18 protein-coding genes are annotated in these 20,548 nt (G+C 73.3%); 7 read left to right on the top strand and 11 right to left on the bottom strand.

Annotated elements, in window-relative coordinates:
• Positions 1-60 precede the first annotated feature (60 nt).
• The gene (locus tag OG276_RS08060) at positions 61-1,176 is read right to left on the bottom strand and encodes an alpha/beta hydrolase-fold protein (RefSeq protein ID WP_266903782.1); all 1,116 of its coding nucleotides are present in this window, start codon (positions 1,174-1,176) and stop codon (positions 61-63) included.
• 193 nt (positions 1,177-1,369) lie between these two features.
• Here OG276_RS08060 and OG276_RS08055 point away from each other — a divergent pair, with 193 nt between their 5' ends.
• The 6 genes from OG276_RS08055 (at position 1,370) to OG276_RS08030 (ending at position 6,887) form a co-directional block, all read left to right on the top strand.
• Positions 1,370-1,582, top strand: a complete 213-nt coding sequence (locus tag OG276_RS08055; protein ID WP_266886023.1) for an MbtH family protein — start codon at positions 1,370-1,372, stop codon at positions 1,580-1,582.
• A gap of 195 nt (positions 1,583-1,777) precedes the next feature.
• Positions 1,778-2,446, top strand: a complete 669-nt coding sequence (locus OG276_RS08050; protein WP_266903781.1) for an isochorismatase family protein — start codon at positions 1,778-1,780, stop codon at positions 2,444-2,446.
• A 106-nt stretch (positions 2,447-2,552) separates the two neighbouring features.
• Entirely contained in the window at positions 2,553-3,599 is a 1,047-nt protein-coding gene (gene argC / locus OG276_RS08045; RefSeq protein WP_266903780.1) for an N-acetyl-gamma-glutamyl-phosphate reductase, read from the top strand.
• Positions 3,596-4,747 (top strand): bifunctional glutamate N-acetyltransferase/amino-acid acetyltransferase ArgJ, encoded by a 1,152-nt coding sequence (gene argJ, locus OG276_RS08040; protein ID WP_266903779.1) that lies wholly within the window; start codon positions 3,596-3,598, stop codon positions 4,745-4,747. Before argC ends, argJ begins: the two co-directional genes overlap by 4 nt.
• A gap of 11 nt (positions 4,748-4,758) precedes the next feature.
• On the top strand, positions 4,759-5,706 hold the full coding sequence (gene argB / locus OG276_RS08035; RefSeq protein WP_266903778.1) for an acetylglutamate kinase: 948 nt from the start codon (positions 4,759-4,761) through the stop codon (positions 5,704-5,706).
• A gap of 47 nt (positions 5,707-5,753) precedes the next feature.
• Positions 5,754-6,887: an acetylornithine transaminase gene (locus tag OG276_RS08030; protein ID WP_266912609.1), complete on the top strand. Its 1,134-nt coding sequence runs from the start codon at positions 5,754-5,756 to the stop codon at positions 6,885-6,887.
• A gap of 62 nt (positions 6,888-6,949) precedes the next feature.
• On the opposite strand, the gene OG276_RS08025 is transcribed toward OG276_RS08030, so the two are convergent.
• From OG276_RS08025 to OG276_RS08000, 6 genes are all read right to left on the bottom strand, one after another.
• Positions 6,950-8,047 (bottom strand): nitrous oxide reductase family maturation protein NosD, encoded by a 1,098-nt coding sequence (locus tag OG276_RS08025; protein WP_266903777.1) that lies wholly within the window; start codon positions 8,045-8,047, stop codon positions 6,950-6,952.
• A 256-nt stretch (positions 8,048-8,303) separates the two neighbouring features.
• On the bottom strand, positions 8,304-8,738 hold the full coding sequence (locus OG276_RS08020; RefSeq protein ID WP_266912607.1) for a GNAT family N-acetyltransferase: 435 nt from the start codon (positions 8,736-8,738) through the stop codon (positions 8,304-8,306).
• A gap of 196 nt (positions 8,739-8,934) precedes the next feature.
• Positions 8,935-9,657: a 4'-phosphopantetheinyl transferase superfamily protein gene (locus tag OG276_RS08015; RefSeq protein ID WP_266912605.1), complete on the bottom strand. Its 723-nt coding sequence runs from the start codon at positions 9,655-9,657 to the stop codon at positions 8,935-8,937.
• Positions 9,654-9,884 carry a hypothetical protein gene (locus OG276_RS08010; protein WP_266903776.1) on the bottom strand — a complete coding sequence of 77 codons (231 nt, stop codon included), beginning with the start codon at positions 9,882-9,884 and terminating at the stop codon, positions 9,654-9,656. Before OG276_RS08010 ends, OG276_RS08015 begins: the two co-directional genes overlap by 4 nt.
• A 5-nt stretch (positions 9,885-9,889) precedes the next feature.
• Complete coding sequence (locus OG276_RS08005; protein ID WP_266903775.1) at positions 9,890-11,476, bottom strand: amidohydrolase; 1,587 nt, start codon at positions 11,474-11,476, stop codon at positions 9,890-9,892.
• Positions 11,477-11,613: 137 nt separating this feature from the next.
• Entirely contained in the window at positions 11,614-12,063 is a 450-nt protein-coding gene (locus OG276_RS08000; protein WP_266903774.1) for an Lrp/AsnC family transcriptional regulator, read from the bottom strand.
• Positions 12,064-12,189: 126 nt separating this feature from the next.
• Here OG276_RS08000 and OG276_RS07995 point away from each other — a divergent pair, with 126 nt between their 5' ends.
• Positions 12,190-13,200, top strand: a complete 1,011-nt coding sequence (locus tag OG276_RS07995) for an asparaginase (protein ID WP_266903773.1) — start codon at positions 12,190-12,192, stop codon at positions 13,198-13,200.
• Positions 13,201-13,378: 178 nt separating this feature from the next.
• On the opposite strand, the gene meaB is transcribed toward OG276_RS07995, so the two are convergent.
• The 4 genes from meaB to OG276_RS07975 all read right to left on the bottom strand — a co-directional run bounded on the left by meaB (position 13,379) and on the right by OG276_RS07975 (position 19,756).
• Positions 13,379-14,374 (bottom strand): methylmalonyl Co-A mutase-associated GTPase MeaB, encoded by a 996-nt coding sequence (gene meaB / locus OG276_RS07990; RefSeq protein WP_266903772.1) that lies wholly within the window; start codon positions 14,372-14,374, stop codon positions 13,379-13,381.
• A gap of 5 nt (positions 14,375-14,379) precedes the next feature.
• Positions 14,380-16,566: a methylmalonyl-CoA mutase gene (scpA, locus tag OG276_RS07985; protein WP_266903771.1), complete on the bottom strand. Its 2,187-nt coding sequence runs from the start codon at positions 16,564-16,566 to the stop codon at positions 14,380-14,382.
• Positions 16,563-18,419 carry a methylmalonyl-CoA mutase family protein gene (locus OG276_RS07980; RefSeq protein ID WP_266903770.1) on the bottom strand — a complete coding sequence of 619 codons (1,857 nt, stop codon included), beginning with the start codon at positions 18,417-18,419 and terminating at the stop codon, positions 16,563-16,565. The genes scpA and OG276_RS07980 overlap by 4 nt, the downstream gene beginning before the upstream one ends.
• 62 nt (positions 18,420-18,481) lie before the next feature.
• A complete protein-coding gene (locus OG276_RS07975) occupies positions 18,482-19,756 on the bottom strand; it encodes an ROK family transcriptional regulator (RefSeq protein ID WP_266903769.1) in 1,275 nt (424 codons plus the stop codon).
• Positions 19,757-20,548 lie beyond the last annotated feature (792 nt).

The raw sequence follows: 20,548 nt of genomic DNA, 5'->3' as shown, positions 1-20,548 counted from the left end.
AGGGGGCCTGGTTGCCCGGCGGATCCGCCGGGCAACCAGGCCCCCTTCGTCGTCGGGTGCTCAGGCCAGCGCCCAGGCGACGTCCCTGAGCAGGGCCTGCCGCCAGCCCGCCCGGTCGTGGCCCGATGCCGACCTGGAGACCCGTACGGTCGCACCGGCCTGTTCCGTGAGGGATTCGACCAGTTCGCAGTGGGGGAGCATGCGCGTCTCGTGCTCGCCCAGGTCGAAGGCGATGCGCAGCCCGGACGGGGCGGGGCGCTCGCGCAGCCGTGCGGCGATGGCGCCGCCGCGCGGACCGCCCAGCGGGTCCGGCAGGCCGGCGGCCTCCGGGGTCCACCAGAACGACCCCGACTGGCAGGCGACCCGGGACACCAGCTCCGGGAACTCCAGTGCCGCGTACATCGCGCTCAGACCGGCGAGGCTCTGCCCGGCGACCACCACCCGGCCGAGGTCCGCGGGGACCCCGCTGTCGGCGACGAGGGGCAGCAGTTCGTCCCGTACCGCCTCCCACAGCTCGGGCCGGCAACCGAACTCCGCCTGGCGGTCCTTGGTGGGCAGGAACACCAGCGTGGCCGGGGGCATGTCGCCGGCCTCGAAGGCCGCGTCGAAGGCCGTCATGGCCGGGTGCAGGTACAGCCAGTCGTCCCCGTCGAGCAGCAGGACCACCGGTCCGCCGCCGCCCACCGGGTGGACCCGTACGGTGCGCTTGCCGCCGAGCCGTTCGCTCGCCCAGCGGATCCGGGTGCGCGGCAGGGGCAGTACGTCGTCGGCGCCCACGGCCGGCCAGTACGGCTGGGGCGGGGCGTCGGGGGTGGCCACGATGGAGCGGTCGCCGCCGGCCCGGAGGGGGTTGAGCGGATCGGGGTACGACGATCCGTCATCCGCGAGGAACCGGTAGGTCACCCGGAGCCGTGCGGGCATGCGCACCTCGGCGTACCAGCAGTCCGTGTCGCGCCACCGGAGCAGCACGACCGGGTCCGACCAGCTCTCGAAGTCGATGACCGTCGGGGTGCCGCGCCACAGGAACAGGGTGACCCAACCGCCGTCGCCGGCAGGCGCGGACGCGGGAGTCGCGGCCGCCCAGAACTCGTCGGTGCCGGGCGCTGCGGGCAGGCCGAACGCGGCGAAGGGGCTGTCCGAGCCGTCCTCGGCCAGGATCCGTTCGAGTGCAGGCATCGGTGCCTCCTTGTGAGGGGGAAGGGGAAACGTTAAGCTCTATAATTAGGCGAGCCTAACCTAAGTGCATGGCTCTCTTCATTCCCGATCGACCTTTCCCACGGGCACGGCGCCCGCTGTCGGACTGCGCGCGCCGCGCGCCGCACGCCGAGGCCACCCGCCGGTCCCATCGGGCTCCTGGAGGAACCCCAGTATGAGCACCAACCCGTTCGACGATGCCGACGGCCGTTTCCTGGTCCTGGTGAACGACGAGGGTCAGCACTCCCTCTGGCCCTCCTTCGCCGAGGCTCCCGGCGGATGGACGGTCGCCCTCGCCGAGACCACCCGCGACGCGTGCCTGGAGTTCATCGAGTCGAGCTGGACCGACCTGCGCCCCCGCTCCCTCGCGGCGGCCGTCGAAGCCTGACCGGGACCGCCCGGCCCGGTGAACGTCCCTGCGGGGAAACGGTGTACGGCCCCGGACGCACCGCGCTCGCGGCGCGTCCGGGGCCGCTCCATGCGGGCCGTGCGAGCGGGATCATCGGAAATTAGGTTAGGCTAAGCTAAGTACACAGAGCCCCCGTGTGGGGCCCCATGCACGGCATCAGGGGAGGGGATCATCATGGGTCTGCCGGCCATCGGCTCCTATCCCATGCCCGATCGCGCCGCCCTGCCCCGCTCCAGCGCGTCCTGGGCCATCGACCCCGGCCGCGCCGCACTCCTGGTCCACGACATGCAGAACCACTTCGTGGGGGAACTCCCGACGGACAGGTCCCCGGTCGTGGAACTCGTGGAGAACATCACGGCACTTCGGGCCCTCGCCACGGCACTGGGGATTCCGGTCGTCTTCACCGCCGAGCCGGCCGCCCAGCCGCCGGGCCAGCGCGGCCTCGCCGCGGACGTCTGGGGGCCGGGCATCGGTGACGGGACCGACGCCGCCGCGATCATCCCGCCGCTCACCCCGCAGCCGGGCGAGCGCGTCCTGGCCAACGTGCGCCACAACGCCTTCCTGCGCAGCCACTTGGGGAGGCTGCTGCGCTCGGAGGGGCGTGACCAGCTGATCGTCTGCGGGGTCCACGCCCACCTCGGCGTCCTCCTGACGGCCGCGGACGCCTTCATGAACGACATCCAGCCCTTCGTGGTCGCCGACGCCGTCGCCGACTTCTCCGCCGAGGAGCACGCGATGGCCCTGCGCTGGGCCGCCCGCAGCGCGGTGGTGTGCACGACCGAGACCCTGCTCCGCGAGCTGCTGCTCGGCGGAGGGTCCCGAAACGTGCGCAAGGATGCCTGAGCGCATCCCGCCGACGCCCGCACCCCGCCCACGCCGTCACCACGCCATCAGCACGGCGCCGCCCTGCCCGAAGGCGCCCGCACGAACCGAGAGAGAGCGGAAGAACATGACCGTACGGGTCGCGGTGGCCGGCGCCAGCGGCTACGCGGGCGGGGAGCTGCTCCGCCTGCTGGGCTCGCACCCCGCCGTGGAGATCGGAGCCCTGACCGCGCACAGCAGCGCGGGGCGTCCGCTGGGGTCCGTACAGCCACAGCTTCCGGAGTTCGCCGACCGGATCCTCCTGGACACCTCCGCCGCCTCCCTGCGCGGCCACGACGTGGTGTTCCTCGCCCTGCCGCACGGTCAATCGGCCGCCCTGGCCGAGGAAATGGAGCCCGGCACGCTGGTGGTGGACTGCGGCGCCGACTTCCGGCTGCGGGACGCGGCCGCCTGGGAGCGGTTCTACGGCAGCCCCCACGCGGGCACCTGGCCCTACGGGCTGCCCGAACTGCCGGGAGCTCACGCCGAGTTGAAGGGCGCCACCCGGATCGCCGTACCCGGCTGCTACCCCACGGCGGTCACCCTGGCGCTCTTCCCCGCCTACGCGGCGCACCTGGTCGAACCCGAGGCCGTCATCGTCGCCGCCAGCGGCACCTCCGGCGCCGGACGCGCGCTCAAGACGCACCTCCTCGGCGCCGAAGTGATGGGCTCCATGACCCCGTACGGAGTCGGCGGCGGCCACCGGCACACCCCGGAGATCGCCCAGAACCTGTCCCGCGCGGCCGGTGAGCACGTGAGCGTCTCCTTCACCCCCACCCTGGCGCCCATGCCCCGGGGCATCCTCGCCACCTGCTCGGCCCGGCTGCGCCCGGCCGCGGGCACCTCCGCGATCCCCTCGCAGGACGAGGTGCGCGCCGTGTTCGAAGCCGCGTACGCCGACCAGCCGTTCGTACGGCTGCTGCCGCCCGGCCGGTGGCCCGCCACCGCCGCGGTCCTCGGCTCGAACAGCGCCCAGGTGCAGATTGCCGTGGACCCGGACGCCCGCAGGCTGATCTGCGTGAGCGCCATCGACAACCTGACGAAGGGCACCGCCGGTGGCGCGGTGCAGAGCATGAACATAGCCCTCGGCCTGCCGGAACGGCTGGGCCTGCCCATGAATGGAGTGGCTCCGTGAGTGTGACCGCCGCCCGGGGATTCCTGGCGGGCGCCGTGCGCGCCGGCATCAAGGAGTCCGGTGACCCGGACCTGGCCCTGGTGGTGAACCGGGGGCCGTCGCGCGCCGCCGCCGGCGTCTTCACCTCGAACCGCGTGCAGGCCGCGCCCGTACGCTGGTCCCGCCGCGTGCTCGCCGACGGGCGGATCTCCGCCGTCGTCCTCAACTCGGGTGGCGCGAACGCCTGTACGGGACCCGGTGGCGCCGAGGACGCGCAGGCGATGGCCGAGCGCACCGCGGGGGCCGTCGAGGTCGCCGCCGACGAGGTCGCGGTCTGCTCCACCGGCCTGATCGGCGTCCGGCTGCCGATGGACCGGGTGACGGCCGGCATCACCGCCGCCGCGGACCGGCTGTCGCCCGAAGGCGGCGAGGAGGCGGCCGTCGCGATCAAGACGACGGACTCCGTCCACAAGACGGCGGTGGCCGCAGGCCCCGGCTGGACGGTGGGAGGCATGGCGAAGGGCGCCGGGATGCTCGCCCCGGGACTCGCCACCATGCTGGTCGTCCTGACCACGGACGCCGACGCGAGCGCCGGCACACTCGACGCGGCGCTGCGCGAAGCCGTCCGTACCACCTTCGACCGGGTGGACTCGGACGGCTGCATGTCCACCAACGACACCGTGCTGCTGCTCGCTTCGGGCAGCTCGGGCATCACGCCCGGACCCGCGGAGCTCACCGCGGCCGTGCACGCCGTGTGCCGGGACCTGGCGCTCCAGCTGGTCGCGGACGCCGAGGGCGCGTCCAAGGAGATCGAGGTGGCCGTCGTCGGCGCCGCCTCGGAGGCGGACGCCGTGGAGGTGGGCCGCTCGGTGGCCCGCAACAACCTCCTCAAGTGCGCCCTGCACGGCGAGGACCCGAACTGGGGCCGGGTGCTGTCCGCGATCGGCACCACCTCGGCCGCCTTCGACGCGGACCGGCTGGACGTGGCCATCAACGGCACCTGGGTGTGCCGGGACGGCGCCGAAGGCGAGCCGCGCGACAAGGCCGACCTGTCCGGCCGCCGGATCACCATCACCGTGGACCTGCGCTCCGGCGACTCCTCGGCCGTCATCTGGACCAACGACCTGACGGCCGAGTACGTGCACGAGAACAGCGCCTACAGCTCGTGAACGGGGTCGAGATGACGGCGGAGACGAATCGGCAGACGCATCGGACGCAGGCGCGGGCCACCGTGCCGGCCCCCCGGGACCTGCCCTGGCTGGAGCAGCTCCAAGGCCGCACGGTCGTCGTCAAGTTCGGCGGCAACGCCATGGTGGACCCCTCCACGCACCGGACGTTCGCCCAGGACGTCGTGGAGCTCTGGCACGCGGGCCTGCGACCCGTCGTCGTCCACGGCGGCGGACCCCAGATCAGCGCACTGCTCGACCGGCTCGGCCTGGAGACGCGCTTCGAGGCCGGAATGCGGGTGACCACGCCGGAGACGATGGACGTGGTCCGCATGGTGCTCACCGGCAAGGTCCAGCGCGAGCTGGTCGGGGCCATCAACGCCCACGGGCCCTTCGCCGTGGGCCTGTCGGGCGAGGACGCCCACACGATGACCGCCGTACGCCGCCCGGCCTGGGTCGACGGCCTGCCGGTGGACATCGGCCTGGTCGGCGACATCGTGGACGTGGACGCCGCGACGATCGGCGGGCTGCTGGAACAGGGCCGCATCCCCGTGGTCTCACCCGTCGCGCGCGGCGAGGACGGCCAGGTCTACAACGTCAACGCCGACCTCGCGGCCTCGGCCCTGGCCGTGGCCCTCGGGGCCGACCGGCTGGTGGTGATGACCGATGTCGAGGGGCTGTACGCGGACTGGCCGCACAGCACCGAGGTGATCGACCGCCTCACGGCCGGCGAACTGGACGCCCTGCTGCCGGAGCTCGCGAGCGGCATGCTCCCCAAGATGGAGGGCTGCCTGCGCGCCGTACGGGCGGGCGTCGCCAGGGCGCAGGTCATCGACGGCCGGGTGCCGCACGCGCTGCTGCGCGGGGTCTTCACCGAGGACGGACCCGGCACCACGGTGGTGCCGGACGAGGAGACCGGGCCCGAACGGTCCGGCGGCAAGGGCGAGGGAGACGGCGCGTGATCGCCGACAGCACGAGGACACCGCTCGCCGACCGCTGGCGCGCGGTGATGATGGACACCTACGGAACTCCCGCGCTCGCCCTGGTCAGGGGCGAGGGCAGCACGGTCTGGGACGAAGACGGCCGCGCGTACACGGACTTCACCGGCGGGATCGCCGTCAACGCCCTCGGGCACGCCCACCCGGCCCTGGTCTCGGCCGTCCAGGAGCAGGTCGCCCGGCTCGGGCACGTGTCGAACCTGTTCGTCTCGGAGCCGGCCGTCGCGCTGGCGGAACGGCTGCTGGCCCTGCTGGACCGGCCGGGGCGGGTGTTCTTCGCCAACTCGGGCGCGGAGGCGGTCGAAGCCGCCTTCAAGATCGCCCGCCGGACCGGGCGCACGCACCTGGTCGCGACGCAGGGCGGGTTCCACGGCCGCACCATGGGGGCGCTCGCCCTCACCGGCCAGCCGCCCAAGCGGGCCCCCTTCCTGCCCCTGCCCGGGGAGGTCACGCACGTTCCCTACGGGGACGCGGAGGCGCTCCGCGCGGCCGTCACCGAGCACACGGCAGCCGTCGTACTCGAACCCCTGCAGGGCGAGGCCGGAGTCCTCCCGGCGCCCGGGGGCTACCTGCGCGCGGCCCGGGAGATCACCCGCGCCACGGGCACCCTGCTCGTACTGGACGAGGTGCAGACCGGGATCGGCCGTACCGGCCACTGGTTCGCGCACCAGGCGGAGCCGGGAGCGGAGCCGGACGTGATCACCCTGGCCAAGGGGCTGGGCGGCGGCCTGCCGATCGGCGCCACCATCGCCTTCGGCGACGCCGCCGATCTGCTGACCCCCGGTCAGCACGGCTCCACCTTCGGCGGCAACCCGGTCGCGTGCGCGGCCGGGCTCGCCGTCCTGGAGACCATCGAGAAGGAAGGGCTGCTCGCCCACGCCGAGCGGGTGGGGGAGCGGCTGAGGCTCGGCATCGAGGCCCTGGAACACCCCCTGGTCCGGGAAGTGCGGGGGGCCGGCCTGCTCTTGGGCGTCGTCCTCGCCGAGCCGGTCGCCGCGCGGGTCCAGCGGGCCGCCCAGGACGCCGGGTTCCTCGTCAACGCGGCGGGCGCGGGCGTCGTACGGCTGGCTCCCGCCCTGACGCTGCCGCAGGAGCGGGCCGATGCCCTGGTGGCGGCGCTGCCGGGGATCCTCGGCGCCTCGTAGGGACGGCGGGTCGTACGGACCGGGGCGGGTCCCTCATGGGGCCCGCCCCGGCGCGGCATCGGCTACGGCGTGGTGGTCACCGTGGCGGTGAATCCGCAGCATTCGAACTTCCGGATCGGGTCACCCGAGGTCTTCGTGATCTTCACGTGGTCCAGCCGCGCCGTGGTGTCGACGGCCGAGGCGATGACGGCGACGCCGCCCACCCCGCCCCGGACGGTGTCCTTGACCGCGGTGAACGTGCCGTCCTGCAGGGCCAGCCCGAAGTACTCGTTGTCGATCAGGGTGTTGTGGCTGGTGTCCATCGTGCCGAACGCGTAGATGCCGAGCTGGTTGCCGACGAGGCGGTTCTTGGTGACCACGACCCCGGTGTTGGCCAGGATGCCGGCGTGCTGCAACTCGGTGTAGAAGTCGGGTCCGCAACCCGGATCCGGCTCGCGGCAGGCGTTGTCGCTCACGGTGTTCTGCTCGGCCCTGCCGGTCGCCTCGACGAACTCGATCCCGTCGGTGGAGATGCTCTTCTGGCCGGTGACGACGTTGCGGAGCAGCGTGGCCTGCGAACCCGCGTTGAGCACGACGATGCCGGAGCCCTGATAGTCCGTGATCTTGGAATCCCGGATGGTCGCCGACCCCGTACCCACGGGAAAGTCCCCGATGAGGACGGAATTCGCGCTCCGGAAGCACGGGGCCATGGGGGTGTCCTTGATGTGGGACACCGCCGCGTGGCTCAGGTCCAGGTGCGCTCCTCCCAGGACCCGGATGCCTGCCCCGAGCGCGCCCGCGTCGCACGTGCCGGAACCCGGCCCGCTCACGGTCAGGCGGGAGATCCTCACGGACGCCTCGTTGTCGAGGGAGACGATCGAGTTGAGGCCGTCGGTGCCCGTCACCAACTGCTCGGGAGCGAGGATGGTGGTCTTCCCGGCTCCCGCCCCCGTGACGGTGAGGTCCTTGCGGATCGTCACCTGCTCCCGGTAGGTGCCGGGGCGAACGGTGATGTCGTCTCCGGGGCCGGCGGCGTCGACCGCCGACTGGATGGTCGGGTAGGCCGCCGTGGGGACGATCAGGTCGCGAGGGTTCGCCGCGGCGGAGGCCGGTGCGAGGGCGCCGGTCGCCGCAAGGGCCATACCCCCGAGCAGCAAGCCCACAATGCGTGCAGACCGCATGATGCTCCTTCAAGCCATGGGATGAGGAGAGCGAATCCGACCAGGGCGTGCGCGTCGGCTTCCGCGTGCTGCCGTACGCGTCGGGCCGGGTGGATTCGGCCAACATCATTGGGCAGCGCGCGGGGGCAGGGCCCCCGAACTCGACCGGGGAGGGCACCATTGCAGTAGCGGACTCACCTCAACGGCCCACCGCGGTTTGGGGGAGACACCAGCGCGGCCCGGCAGTCCCCGTCGCGCGTACCTCCGGTCCCGCCGTCTACAGGGCGCGGGACAGCACGCGTGCGCCCCGGGCGGGGTCCAGGGAACGGGCCCACTCGGCGGGCGCCAGGGCCGGGCAGGCCGGGAGGAAGCCGTTCTGGAGGAAGAGGCGGCCGCTGCCGGTCGTCGCCGTGAACAGCGTGGTCAGGGAGCGGTTGCGGGCCCTGGCGAGCGCCGCGTGCAGCAGCCGGGCGCCCATGCCGGAGCCCTGCCGGTGGGCCGCGACGCAGAAGTTGTACAGCACGCCGGCGGCGGGGTGTTCGCGCAGCCCGAGGCAGCCTTCGAGGGTTCCGTCGGGTGCTTGCGCGACGAGGAAGTCGGACGCCCGGGAGAGGTAGAGGGAGAGCGGGCGTTCGCGCAGCGCCCCCGCATGGACGAACGGCCGGGAGAGGGCGGCGAGCGCCGGGCCGTCGTCCCGGCGCGCCGGGCGCACGAAGAACTCGGGGACCCCGGGGGCCTCGTGCCACCGGGGGGCGGGGACGGGGGTGCGGGGCGACAGGATGGCGTGCGCGGCGGCAGGGTGCAGCGTGGCCGTGGTCAAGGTGTTCCTTCCTCGGTTCCGCCGTGTGCGGGGCGGGTGCGGAGGCGCAGGCCTCCCGGCGGAACTGTCGAAGTAAGGTTAGCCTTACCTAGCTGGCGGAGCCAACTCGGCCCGTACGGACGGCGCGTGCCGCCACGTAGCCGGGAAAGGCGGGCACGTCCTCGACGGTCCATCCCGGCGGAGCCGAGGGGGTCGCGCCCGTGCCCACGTACGTCAGGGCCGGGTTCCCGCCGAGGCCGATGCCGATCCCCTTGAGATAGGCCTCCTTGCGGGACCAGCAGCGGGCCACCGCGCCGGGAAGCTCCTCGGCCGGCAGCGCCGCCAGCTCGGCGCGCTCGGCCGGATGGAGGACCTCGGCCAGTTCGGAGGCCACCTGGGCGGCCAGCGCGGGCACCGGCCGCTCCTCGACGTCGACTCCGACCGGACTGTCCGCGAAGGCCACCAGTACGGCGTCCCCCGCGTGGGACAGCGAGAAGTGCAGCGGCACGCCGGGCACGGCCGGCCGACCGTGCGGCGCCCCGCAGCCGGGGCACGGCTCGCGGAAGAAGCGCACCCGCGCCGGGTCCTCACCGAGGCGGTCGCCCAGCAACTGCCGCAGCACGACGTGCGCGACCCGGTACTGGTCACGGTCGCCGGCCCGCCTGATCCCCTGGAGCCGGGCCCGCTCGGCTGCGTCGAGCATCCCCTCCGACTCCCGCGCCCGGTCCGCGTACAGGCTGACGCGCACGGCCCACAGCCCCGGTCCGGGCGAGGTGAGCCAGGGCTGCGCCGAGGCGCCGGCGCCGGGGGCCGGGCCCGCCGCGGCGGTCATCCGCACGGGCGGCCGGGGTAGGTGTCACCCTCCGGGGCCCCGACCTCGCGCATCCGGCACAGAACCTCCCCGAGGAGCGCGTCGTCCACGTCGACGGGCATGTTGAACTCCCGGTCGAAGACGAAGGAATCACCCGCGCCCGCGTGCCAGATCACCCAGCGCGGCGGCATCTCGGGCGCCTCCCACAGCGGGGAGAAACGTTCCAGAACGCTCGTCTGACCACTCACACCGATCACAGCTTTCCCGCATCCGTCGTCGTCTGGTGTCCGTCAACAAAGGTCTCCACGACCTCGATGGCACTGATCCGGGAGGGATCGACGCGCCGCGGGTCGTCGCCCAGGACGACCAGGTCGGCGCGCTTGCCCGGAGTGAGGCTGCCCGCCCTGTCGTCCCACCGGCAGGCGTACGCACCGGCGACCGTGTAGGCGCGCAGCGCCTCCTCGACCGTGACCGCCTCGTCCGGCCCGATCGGCCGCCCGGAGGCGGAGGCGCGCTCGACCATGAACTGGATCGCCCGGAGCGGAGCCCCGTCCGTGACGGGCCGGTCCGAGCTGCCCACGAGCGTCACCCCGTGGTCCAGGAACCCGCGCCCCCGGTACATCCAGGGGGCCCGCTCCTCACCCATCACGTCCGCATAGTCGTCCCCGAAGGAGTACAGGAAGGCCGGCTGGACGACCGCGCTGACGCCCAGGCGCGCGAAGCGCGGGAGCTGGTCGGGGCGGATCAGCCCGGCGTGCTCGATCCGGTGCCGCGCGTCCGGCCGGGGCCGTAGCCGCTGCGCCTCCTCCAGCGCGTCGAGCGCGAGGTCGGCGGCGCGGTCCCCGATGGCGTGGACGGCGAGCTGCCAGCCGGCGAGGTGGCCGTCCACGATGAGCCGGGTGAGGCGGTCGGGGTCGTCCTGGAGCTGTCCGGTGTGGTCCGTGCCCGCGTACGGGGCCGTGAGCGCGGCGGTGCGGGCCATCATCCCGCCGTCGGTGTAGATCTTGAGCGCGCCCAGCGACAGCCAGTCGTCGCCGAACCCGGTGCGCATGCCCAGGTCCAGCGAGCGGGGGATCCCGTCCTCCCGGTGCGCTTCGCGCGGCCGCAACGTATCGCCCGCGGGCATGAGCTGCACCCGCAGGGGCAGCCTCCCCCGGTCCCGCAGCAGCTGGTACGCGCCGAGCTCCACCGGGCTGTGGCCGAGCAGCCCGCCCCCGATGCCCGCCTCGGCGACGGCGGTCACGCCTTCGGCGAGGCAGGTCCGGGCCGCGCGCTCGACGGCATCGGCGATCTCGTCCTGCCCGTACGGCAGCCGGAGCCGGCGCGCGGCGGTCATGGCGCCCTCGGCCAGGAAGCCGTCCTGGTGCGGGACGCCGTCGGGGAGCAGGCGCAGCACCGCGCTGTTCACGACGCACCCGTGTCCCGAGTCGTGCATCAGGAACACCTTGCGCCCGGGGCTGACCGCGTCCAGCTCGGCGGCGGTCAGGTGCCGCCCCAGCGCCCGCTGGTCGTACCCCATGACGTCGACCCAGGCGCCGTCCCCGCCCGCAGAGCGGGAGACCGCCTCCGCCACCACCGCCAGCACGTCCTCGACGCGCTCGCACGGGGCGACGCTCGGGGTGCTCTGCTTCAGCCCGGTCCAGGCCAGGTGGACGTGACTGTCGATGAACCCGGGCAGCACGGTGGCGCCCTGCAGATCGATGACCTCACGGGCCGGCAGCGAGGCCACGTCCTCGTCGAGCCCCACGATCCGCCCCCGCCAGATCCCCAGCGTGTGGGCGAAGGGGCGGTCCGGATCCATGGTGACGAAGTTCGCGTTGGTCAGCCTCGAACACAGCATTGGGCAGTCCAACTCCCCCTGGCGGCAACGCGCGTGTACACGGGTCAGGACAGGGGGCCCAGGGCTGCCACGTCCGACTTAGGTAACCCTAACCATATACGTGGTGCGTGGTCAACGCGCGGGCCGCCCTCCCTCGGTCAGACCGGCAGGCCCTCCGGTTCCTTGATGCGCTTCATGATGATCTGGGAGTTGACCTCCGTGACGCCCGAGAGGGCCGTCAGCTTTTCGATCCAGAGGCGTTCGTACGCGCGGAGGTCCGCGACCGCGATGCGCAGGAGGCAGCCGGGGCTGCCGAAGAGGCGGTAGGCCTCGATGATGTCGGGGATCTCCTGGAGGGCCGCCTCGAAGGCCTCGACGGCCTCGCGGTCGCGGCGGACCTCCACGGAGACCAGGACCTCGAAGCCGCGGCCCACCGCTTCGGGGGAGATCACCGCGCGGTACCCCTGGATGATCCCTTCCTCTTCCAGCTGGCGGACCCGGCGCATGCAGGGGGAGGGGGTGAGGCCCACGCGCTGGGCCAGCTCCTGGTTGCTGAGCCGGCCGTCGGCCTGGAGCTCGCGCAAGATTTGTCTGTCGATCGCGTCCATGGCGCAATTATCACGCATGGTTTGTTGCGGGCTTGGGTGAAGTGGCAATCACATTGCGCGTAGATCGGCCTACCATTGCCTTTTGTAGAAAATATGTGCGGACGGTGTGAGGGAAGGATCGTGGCCATGGGACGCGTCGTCGTGATCAGTACGGGCGGGACGATAGCCAGCCGCTGGCAGGGTTCCGGTTTCGCGGCCGATGCCGACGGGGCCGAGGTCATGGCGACCGCGCCGCTGCCCGAGGGCGTGAGCGTGGAGGTCGTCGACCTGTTCAGCGTGAACAGCCCCCGGCTGACCACCGCGCACCAGTTGACCCTGCTGCGGACCGTGCACGAGGTGCTCGCCGATCCGGGTGTGGACGGGATCGTCGTCACGCACGGCACGGACACGCTGGAGGAGTCGGCGTTCCTGGTGGACCTGTATCACCGTGATGTGCGTTCCGTCGTCTTCACCGGCTCGCAGCGGCCCATGGGGGCGGCCGACGGGGACGGTCCCGGCAATCTCTACGACGCCCTGCTGACCGCCTCGACCACGCGCGGGCTAGGCGTCCTGGTCGCGTTCGCGGGGCGGGTGCACGCGGCCCGCGGGACCGTGAAGACGCAGGCCGTGGCCCTCGACGCCTTTGCCGACCCGTCGAAGGAACTGCTGGGGAAGGTCGGCTTCGGCAAGGTCACCGTGCTGCGGACGCCGGTGCGGCCGGAGCCGCTGCCGCTGCCCGCTGTGGCCGAGGGACCCGAATGGCTGCCGCGGGTGGATGTCGTGGTGCACCACGTGAGCGGTGACGCCGTGCTGCTGAACGCCGCGGTGGCGGCGGGCGCGAGGGGGATCGTGCTGGTCGGGACGGGCGCGGGGAACGCGACCCCGGAGGTCGTCGACGCGGTGAAGGCGGCCGTCGCGGACGGCGTGCTGGTGGCGTTGACCACGCGGGTCGCGGCCGGGCCGGTGACGGAGATCTACACCCACGGGGGTGCGGTGGATCTGGTTGCGGCCGGGGCCGTGCCGACGGGGACGCTGCGGGCGCCGCAGGCGCGGGTCGCGGTGCTCGCGGCGCTGCTCTCCGAGGGGGATGCGGAAGCTCGGGTGCGGGTGCTGCGGCGGGTGCTGGCCACCGGGCAGCCCGTGCTGGTCGCCGCCTGACCCTGGCGGGTCGGGCCTGACCCTGGCGGGTCGGGCCTGACCCTCGCGGGTCGGGCCTGCGGTGCGTGATTCCGGGGCGGGGTCGGGGGTGCCGCTGCGCGGGGCTTGCTCCCCGCCCCGCCCTTTCTCCGTTTCCTGGGGCTCCGCCCCAGACCCCGCGCCTCGAACGCCGGCGGGGCTATGTGGGCGAGGAGTCGGTGAAGGCCGCCAGGAGGTGGTCCGCCGCCAGGGTGGGCGTCAGGGTGCCCGCCCGGACCGCTGATTCCAGGCTCGGGGCCAGGTCCCGTACCGCCGGGTTCGAGCGGAGGCGTTCCAGGAGTTCGTCGCGGACCATCGACCAGGTCCACTCCACCTGCTGGGCCGCGCGCTTCGACGCCAGGCGGCCGCCCGCTTCCAGGAGCACGCGGTGCTGTTCCAGGCGGTTCCAGACCTCATCCAGGCCCGTGGATTCCCGGGCGCTGCACGTCAGGACCGGTGGGGTCCAGGCGGCGTCGGCCGGGTGCATCAGGCGCAGCGCGCTGGACAGTTCGCGTGCCGCCGCCTTCGCGTCGCGCTCGTGCGGGCCGTCCGCCTTGTTGACGGCGAGGACGTCGGCCAGTTCCAGGACGCCCTTCTTGATGCCCTGGAGGCCGTCGCCCGTGCGGGCGAGGGAGAGGAGGAGGAAGGAGTCGACCATTCCGGCGACCGTCGTCTCCGACTGGCCCACGCCGACCGTTTCGACGAGCACCACGTCGTAGCCCGCGGCCTCCATCACGATGATCGATTCCCGGGTGGCCTTCGCCACCCCGCCCAGCGTCCCCGCCGAGGGGGACGGGCGGACGAAGGCCGCGGGGTCCACGGAGAGGCGTTCCATGCGGGTCTTGTCGCCCAGGATGGAGCCGCCCGTACGGGTGGAGGAGGGGTCGACCGCCAGGACCGCCACCCGGTGGCCCAGGCCCGTCAGCAGTGTGCCGAAGGCGTCGATGAAGGTGGACTTCCCGACGCCCGGCACACCGCTGATGCCGATCCGGCGCGCCCGCCCCGAGTGGGGGAGGAGTTCGGTCAACAGCTGCTGGGCCAGGGCCCGGTGCGCGGGCAGGGTGGACTCGACGAGGGTGATCGCGCGCGCGATGAACGCGCGCTTCCCGTCGAGCACGCCCTTCGTGTAGGCGGGGATGTCGATCCGCGGCGGCACGGCGCCTACAGCTCGTGACCCAGGTCCGCGGCGAGCCGCGTCACCAGGTCGTGCGCCGCGTCCGGGATGACCGTGCCGGGCGGGAACACCGCCGTCGCCCCCATCTCCAGGAGGGTGGGGACGTCCGCGGGCGGGATGACCCCGCCCACGACGATCATGATGTCCTCGCGGCCCTCCGAGGCGAGGGCCTCGCGCAGTGCCGGCACCAGGGTCAGGTGACCGGCCGCGAGGGAGGAGACGCCGACCACGTGCACGTCGGCCTCGACGGCCTGGCGGGCCACTTCCTCCGGGGTCTGGAACAGCGGGCCGACGTCGACGTCGAAGCCGAGGTCGGCGAAGGCGGTGGCGATGACCTTCTGGCCGCGGTCGTGCCCGTCCTGGCCCATCTTGCAGACCAGGATGCGCGGACGGCGGCCCTCGACCTCCTCGAACCGGTCGACGAGCGCACGGGTGCGCTCCAGGGACGGGGACTCGCCTGCCTCGGTTCGGTACACACCCGAGATCGTACGGATCTGGCTCGCGTGCCGCCCGTACACCTTCTCCAGGGCGTCCGAGATCTCGCCCACCGTGGCCTTCGCGCGCGCCGCGTCCACCGCCAGGGCGAGGAGGTTGCCGTCCCCGCGCTCGGCCGCGTTCGTCAGCGCCCGCAGGGTGTCCTGGGTGACCGCCTCGTCGCGCTCCGCCCTCAGCCGCCGCAGTTTCTCGATCTGCTGGGTGCGCACGGAGGAGTTGTCGACCTTGAGGACGTCGATCTGTTCGTCCGTCTCCACCCGGTACTTGTTGACGCCGATCACCGGCTGGCGGCCGGAGTCGATACGGGCCTGCGTGCGGGCCGCCGCCTCCTCCACGCGGAGCTTGGGGATGCCGGCGTCGATGGCCTGGGCCATGCCGCCGGCCGCCTCGACCTCCTGGATGTGCTGCCAGGCCCGGCGCGCCAGGTCGTACGTCAGCTTCTCGACGTACGCGCTGCCGCCCCACGGGTCGATGGACCGGCAGGTGCCCGACTCCTGCTGCAGCAGGAGCTGGGTGTTGCGGGCGATGCGCGCGGAGAAGTCCGTCGGGAGGGCGAGGGCCTCGTCCAGCGCGTTGGTGTGCAGCGACTGGGTGTGGCCCTGGGTCGCCGCCATCGCCTCGATGCAGGTGCGGGTGACGTTGTTGAAGACGTCCTGCGCCGTGAGGGACCAGCCCGAGGTCTGCGAATGGGTGCGCAGGGAAAGGGACTTGGCGTTCTTCGGGTCGAACTGCTTGACCAGGCGCGCCCACAGGAGGCGGGCCGCGCGGAGCTTCGCCACCTCCATGAAGAAGTTCATGCCGATCGCCCAGAAGAAGGACAGGCGCGGCGCGAAGGCGTCCACGTCCAGACCGACGGCCTGGCCGGCGCGCAGGTACTCCACGCCGTCGGCGAGGGTGTACGCCAGCTCCAGGTCGGCCGTGGCTCCGGCTTCCTGGATGTGGTAGCCGGAGATGGAGATGGAGTTGTAGCGGGGCATCTTCTGCGAGGTGAAGGCGAAGATGTCGGAGATGATCCGCATCGAGGGCTTCGGCGGATAGATGTAGGTGTTGCGGACCATGAACTCTTTGAGGATGTCGTTCTGGATGGTCCCGGCGAGCTTGTCGGGGGAGACGCCCTGCTCCTCCGCCGCCACGATGTAGAGGGCGAGGACGGGCAGCACGGCGCCGTTCATCGTCATCGACACGGTCATCTTGTCCAGCGGGATGCCGTCGAAGAGCTGGCGCATGTCGTAGATCGAGTCGATGGCCACGCCCGCCATGCCGACGTCACCGGTCACGCGCGGGTGGTCGCTGTCGTAGCCGCGGTGGGTGGGCAGGTCGAAGGCGATCGACAGGCCCTTCTGGCCGGCCGCGAGGTTGCGCCGGTAGAAGGCGTTGGACTCCTGGGCCGTGGAGAAGCCGGCGTACTGCCGGATGGTCCAGGGCTGGTTGACGTACATCGTGGGGTAGGGGCCGCGCAGGTACGGGGCCACGCCCGGGTAGGTCTGGAGGAAGTCCAGGCCCTCCAGGTCACGGCCGGTGTACAGGGGCTGCACGCCGATGCCCTCGGGCGTCTCCCACAGCAGCTCGGCGGCTCCCGAGCCGGTGGACTCCTTCAGCGCGGTGCGCCACTGGTCCTCGGACCCGGCTGCCGGGGCCGCGCCGTTCAGCGCGAGTTCGGAGAAATCGGGGATGCTCAAGACGCGACTCCCATCCGGTCGAGTACGGAGGACAGCACGGCGATCGCGTCGCAGCCGGCGAAGACGTACTCGTCCACGGCCGCCGCGGCGGTGCCGGGCCTGCCCGCGAGGAACACGGTCGTCGCGCCCGCCGAGCGCAGGGCCGCGGCCACCGCCTCGGCCTGCTCCTCGTACAGCGCGTCGCTGGAGCACAGCACGGCCGTGCCGTCGGCCCCGCTCGCCGCGTAGGCCGCGGCGGCCGTCTCCGGGGTCACCGACACCGGGTCGTGGACCGGGGTGATGCCGCCCGCCTGGAACAGGTTGGAGGCGAAGGTGGCGCGGGCCGTGTGTGCGGCCGCCGGGCCCAGGGCCGCCAGGAAGACGGTCGGCCGCTTGCCCGTCGCCGCCAGGTGTACGTCGCTGCGGGTGCGCAGGGCCTCGTACGCCTCGTCGCGCCGCACGCGCGGCAGTCCGCCGGTGAGCGGGGCCGGCGCGGGTTCCCGTACGACCGGCTTCTCGGACAGGTGCGGGAACTCGCTCACTCCGGTGACGGGTTCGCGCCGGGTGGCCAGCTTCTTGGAGCGCGCGGCCCAGGTGGCGGCGAGGCGTTCGGCGACCAGGCCGGAGCGCAGGGCGGTGGCCTGACCGCCCGCCTTCTCGATGGTCTGGAAGAACTCCCAGGCGGCGTGCGCGAGTTCGTCGGTGAGCTGCTCGACGTAGTACGAGCCGCCCGCCGGGTCGATCACCCGGGCCAGGTGGGACTCCTCCAGCAGGATCGTGGAGGTGTTGCGGGAGATGCGGCGGGCGAACGCGTCGGGCAGGCCGAGCTCCTGGTCGAACGGGAGCACGGTGACCGCGTCGGCGCCGCCCACGCCCGCCGCCATGCAGGCGACGGTGGTGCGCAGCATGTTCACCCACGGGTCGCGGCGGGTCATCATCACCGGCGAGGTCACGGCGTGCTGGCGCTGGGCGCCGGCCCCCCGGGTCCCGCAGGCCTCGGCGATCCGGGCCCACAGGCGGCGGGCGGCGCGCAGCTTGGCGATGGTGAGGAACTGGTCGGCGGTGGCGGCGTAGCGGAACTCCAGCTCGCCGAAGGCCGCTTCGGTGCTCAGACCCTCGTCGGTGAGGGCGCGCAGGTAGGCGACGCCGGTGGCCAGGGAGAGCCCCAGCTCCTCGGCGGCGCTGCCGCCCGCCTCGTGGTACGGCAGGGCGTCGACGGTCAGGGCGCGCACGTGGGGCCAGGCGGCCGTGTCCGCGGCGAGCGCGGCGGCCTCCGCCAGGTCCAGGGCCTCGCCCGTGCGGGCTTCGTGGCCCAGCGGGTCGGCGCCGAGCGAGGCGTGGGCGGCCTCGGGGGCCACCCCGCGCTCGGTGTACAGCGCGAGCAGGGCCCGGGCGGCCTCCGCGTACTGGGCGCCGGGGTCCAGGGAGACCGGCGCGAGGTCGAGGTAGACCCCTTCCAGCGCCCGGCCCAGGCCCTCGGCGGGGAGGCCGGCGTCGCCGACCGCCAGCCACAGCGAGGTGGTGCCGTTCTCCAGGTCGGCGAGGGCCGCGTCGTTCACCCGTACGGGGTCGGTGCCCGCGATCCGCTGGCGCACGTCCCAGCCCGAGGCGGCACTGCCCTCGGGGCGTCCGCCCCGCACGAACGGCGCGAAACCGGGGAAACCGGTGTCCGGCGCGGTTTCGGGCGCGGTGTACAGCGGGCGGGTGGTGAGCCCGTCTTCAAGCTTCGTGGACAACGCGTCTTCCGCTGCCTCGCCGGAAACTTCCTTGCCCGACTTGCGCAGCACGCCCTCTACCAGGCGCTGCCACTGCTCATGCGTCGCGTCAGGGAATTCGGCGGCCAAGGAGAGCCCGTCATCAGGCAGGACCGTCATGGCTCGAATGTTAGGGGGGTCCTTGTGAACGACCTATAACCACCGGATGTGATCTCGCCCTCTCATGTGAGTCGGGAGGGGTCACGGAAGAGCGGGGCGAGCAGGACGGTCGCGGAGGCTACCGGGAGTACGGCGGGACCCGCGTGCGGGGCGACGATCCGCCGCCCGTAGCGGTCCTGGTCGCCGGCCGCGGCACGGATCTCGTCGAGGTAGCCCTCGTGGAGGATGCTGGACAGCTCGGCGACCACCATGACGGCCGGGTTGAACACGTCGAGGAGCAGGGCCGCGGCCCGGCCGACCGTACGGGCGCGTTCGCGCAGCAGCCGGTCGGCGCGGGGGTCGCCGGTGGCGGCGGCGTCGACCAGGAGGTTGACGGAAGGCTCCGGGACGATGCCCCGTCGCACGGCCTCGGCACCGATCACCCCGTCGGAGGCGCTCGCCTGGAGACAACCCGTACGGCCGCACGCGCAGGGGGTCCGCGAACCGGGCACCGGGAGGTGCGCGACGTCCCCGGCGGCGGCCTCCGGGCCCTGGTGCACGGTGCCCTCGATGCCGAAGGCTGCGTCGACGACGTTGCCGATGAAGAGGTGGAGAAGGCTGGAGCGGGCCTCCGGGCGGCCGAAGAGGATCTCGGCGTGGGCGACGGCGCGGGCGTGGTTGTCCACGGAGACGGGCAGCCCGAGTCGGTCGGAGAGCTCGGCGCCGAGGGGGAGCCCGTGCCAGCCGAGGGCGTCGTGGCGCACGACGGTGCCGTCGGCGGGGCGGACCCAGCCGCCGAGGGCGGCGCCGAGGCCGAGCAGGGGGCGGCCGGCGGGTTTGGACTCCTGGAGGAACCGGCCGAGTTCGGCGGCGATGGCGGCGGGGAGGCGGCCGGGGGAGCGGCCCGCGTGCGGGAAGGCCCGGCGGGCCAGGACGCGGCCGCGCAGGTCCACGAGGCTGAAGGTGGAGGCGGGCACGCCGATGTGCAGGCCGGCGGCGAGGGGGCCGCCGAGGGGGCCGGTGTGCAGGTCGAGGGGGATGCGGGGGCGGCCGGGGCCGGGGGTGGTTCCGGACCCGGTGCCGGTGCCGGTGCCGGTGCCGGTGCCGGGTCCGGTCGTCGCGGGCGGGTGATCCGGTCCGGGGCGCTCGCACAGCAGGCCGGCGCGGAGCAGGGCCGTGGTCTGCCGGGACACGGCGGCAGGACTGAGACCGCAGAGCTGCGGAATGTCGCTCCGCGCGAGGGGGCCGTGGCTCAGGACGGTACGGAGCACGGCGGCGGCGTTGGCGGCGGCCCGGCCGTCACCGGGGGTGGGGGGCACGGGCGGGCTCCTCGGGGGGTGGGGTGTGGTCCCGATCATGCCGTGTCGCTGCGCTCGGCGGGTGCGGAGCGGGGTCGAGCCGTGCGGCGAGGCTCCCGGGGCTCCGCCCCGGACCCCGCGCCTCAAACGCCGGCGGGGCTGAATTCGGGTGATCGGTGGTGGGTGTCCGCGCGGCGCCGTTGTGGGGCTCCGCCCCGGACGCCGCGCCTCACATGTCGGCGGGGCTGAATTCGGGTGACCGGTGGTGGGTGTCCGCGCGGCGCCGTTGGGGGGCTCCGCCCCGGACGCCGCGCCTCACATGTCGGCGGGGCTGAATTCGGTCGGCTGGAGTGGTGTCGTGCGGCGCCCATGCGGGGGCTCTGCCCGGGGCCCCTTGCCTCAGGCGCCGGCGGGGGTGATTTTGGCCGGCTGGAGTGGTGTGGTGCGGCGCTGTTGCCGGGGCTCGGCCTCGGGTCCTGTGCCTCGAGTGCCGGTGGGGCCGGGATGGGGTGGTGCGTGGCGGGTGCGTTGCGGGGGCGTGAAATCAGGCCATGGGTTTCGGCCGTTCCGGGAGTGGCGGAAAACGGTGAAAGGGCAGGTCATGGCGGGTGTGGGTGGGTGGTCGGGGGTGAGGGTGAGGGGTGCTCGGCAGGGTTGACCGGGGGTGGGGGTGCTGGCAGTCTCCGGGACATGTCCGCGACCGAGTTCCTCGCCCCGCGGCTCCACACCCCCGGCTCCTGTACCGCGCCGGGCGAGTGTCAGGGCCGTCGCTGTACGGCCCCGCGCTGTTCCTGAGCCCCTGAGCCCCTGAGTTCCTGAGCCTTCGAGTTCCTGGGCTCCTTCGCTCCGGAG

It is taken from the genome of Streptomyces sp. NBC_00086 (assembly GCF_026343255.1).
Taxonomy (GTDB): domain Bacteria; phylum Actinomycetota; class Actinomycetes; order Streptomycetales; family Streptomycetaceae; genus Streptomyces.
Note: the sequence above shows the minus strand (reverse complement) of the source record. Positions and strands in the feature narration are given on the sequence as shown.

What these genes read in the sequence shown, in the direction of transcription:
- OG276_RS08060 (WP_266903782.1), bottom strand. Translation starts at nt 1,176, where the DNA reads ATGCCTGCACTCGAACGGATCCTGGCCGAGGACGGCTCGGACAGCCCC.
- OG276_RS08055 (WP_266886023.1), top strand. Translation starts at nt 1,370, where the DNA reads ATGAGCACCAACCCGTTCGACGATGCCGACGGCCGTTTCCTGGTCCTG.
- OG276_RS08050 (WP_266903781.1), top strand. Translation starts at nt 1,778, where the DNA reads ATGGGTCTGCCGGCCATCGGCTCCTATCCCATGCCCGATCGCGCCGCC.
- argC (WP_266903780.1), top strand. Translation starts at nt 2,553, where the DNA reads ATGACCGTACGGGTCGCGGTGGCCGGCGCCAGCGGCTACGCGGGCGGG.
- argB (WP_266903778.1), top strand. Translation starts at nt 4,759, where the DNA reads ATGACGGCGGAGACGAATCGGCAGACGCATCGGACGCAGGCGCGGGCC.
- OG276_RS08030 (WP_266912609.1), top strand. Translation starts at nt 5,754, where the DNA reads ATGATGGACACCTACGGAACTCCCGCGCTCGCCCTGGTCAGGGGCGAG.
- OG276_RS08025 (WP_266903777.1), bottom strand. Translation starts at nt 8,047, where the DNA reads ATGCGGTCTGCACGCATTGTGGGCTTGCTGCTCGGGGGTATGGCCCTT.
- OG276_RS08015 (WP_266912605.1), bottom strand. Translation starts at nt 9,657, where the DNA reads ATGACCGCCGCGGCGGGCCCGGCCCCCGGCGCCGGCGCCTCGGCGCAG.
- OG276_RS08005 (WP_266903775.1), bottom strand. Translation starts at nt 11,476, where the DNA reads ATGCTGTGTTCGAGGCTGACCAACGCGAACTTCGTCACCATGGATCCG.
- OG276_RS08000 (WP_266903774.1), bottom strand. Translation starts at nt 12,063, where the DNA reads ATGGACGCGATCGACAGACAAATCTTGCGCGAGCTCCAGGCCGACGGC.
- OG276_RS07995 (WP_266903773.1), top strand. Translation starts at nt 12,190, where the DNA reads ATGGGACGCGTCGTCGTGATCAGTACGGGCGGGACGATAGCCAGCCGC.
- OG276_RS07980 (WP_266903770.1), bottom strand. Translation starts at nt 18,419, where the DNA reads ATGACGGTCCTGCCTGATGACGGGCTCTCCTTGGCCGCCGAATTCCCT.
- OG276_RS07975 (WP_266903769.1), bottom strand. Translation starts at nt 19,756, where the DNA reads ATGATCGGGACCACACCCCACCCCCCGAGGAGCCCGCCCGTGCCCCCC.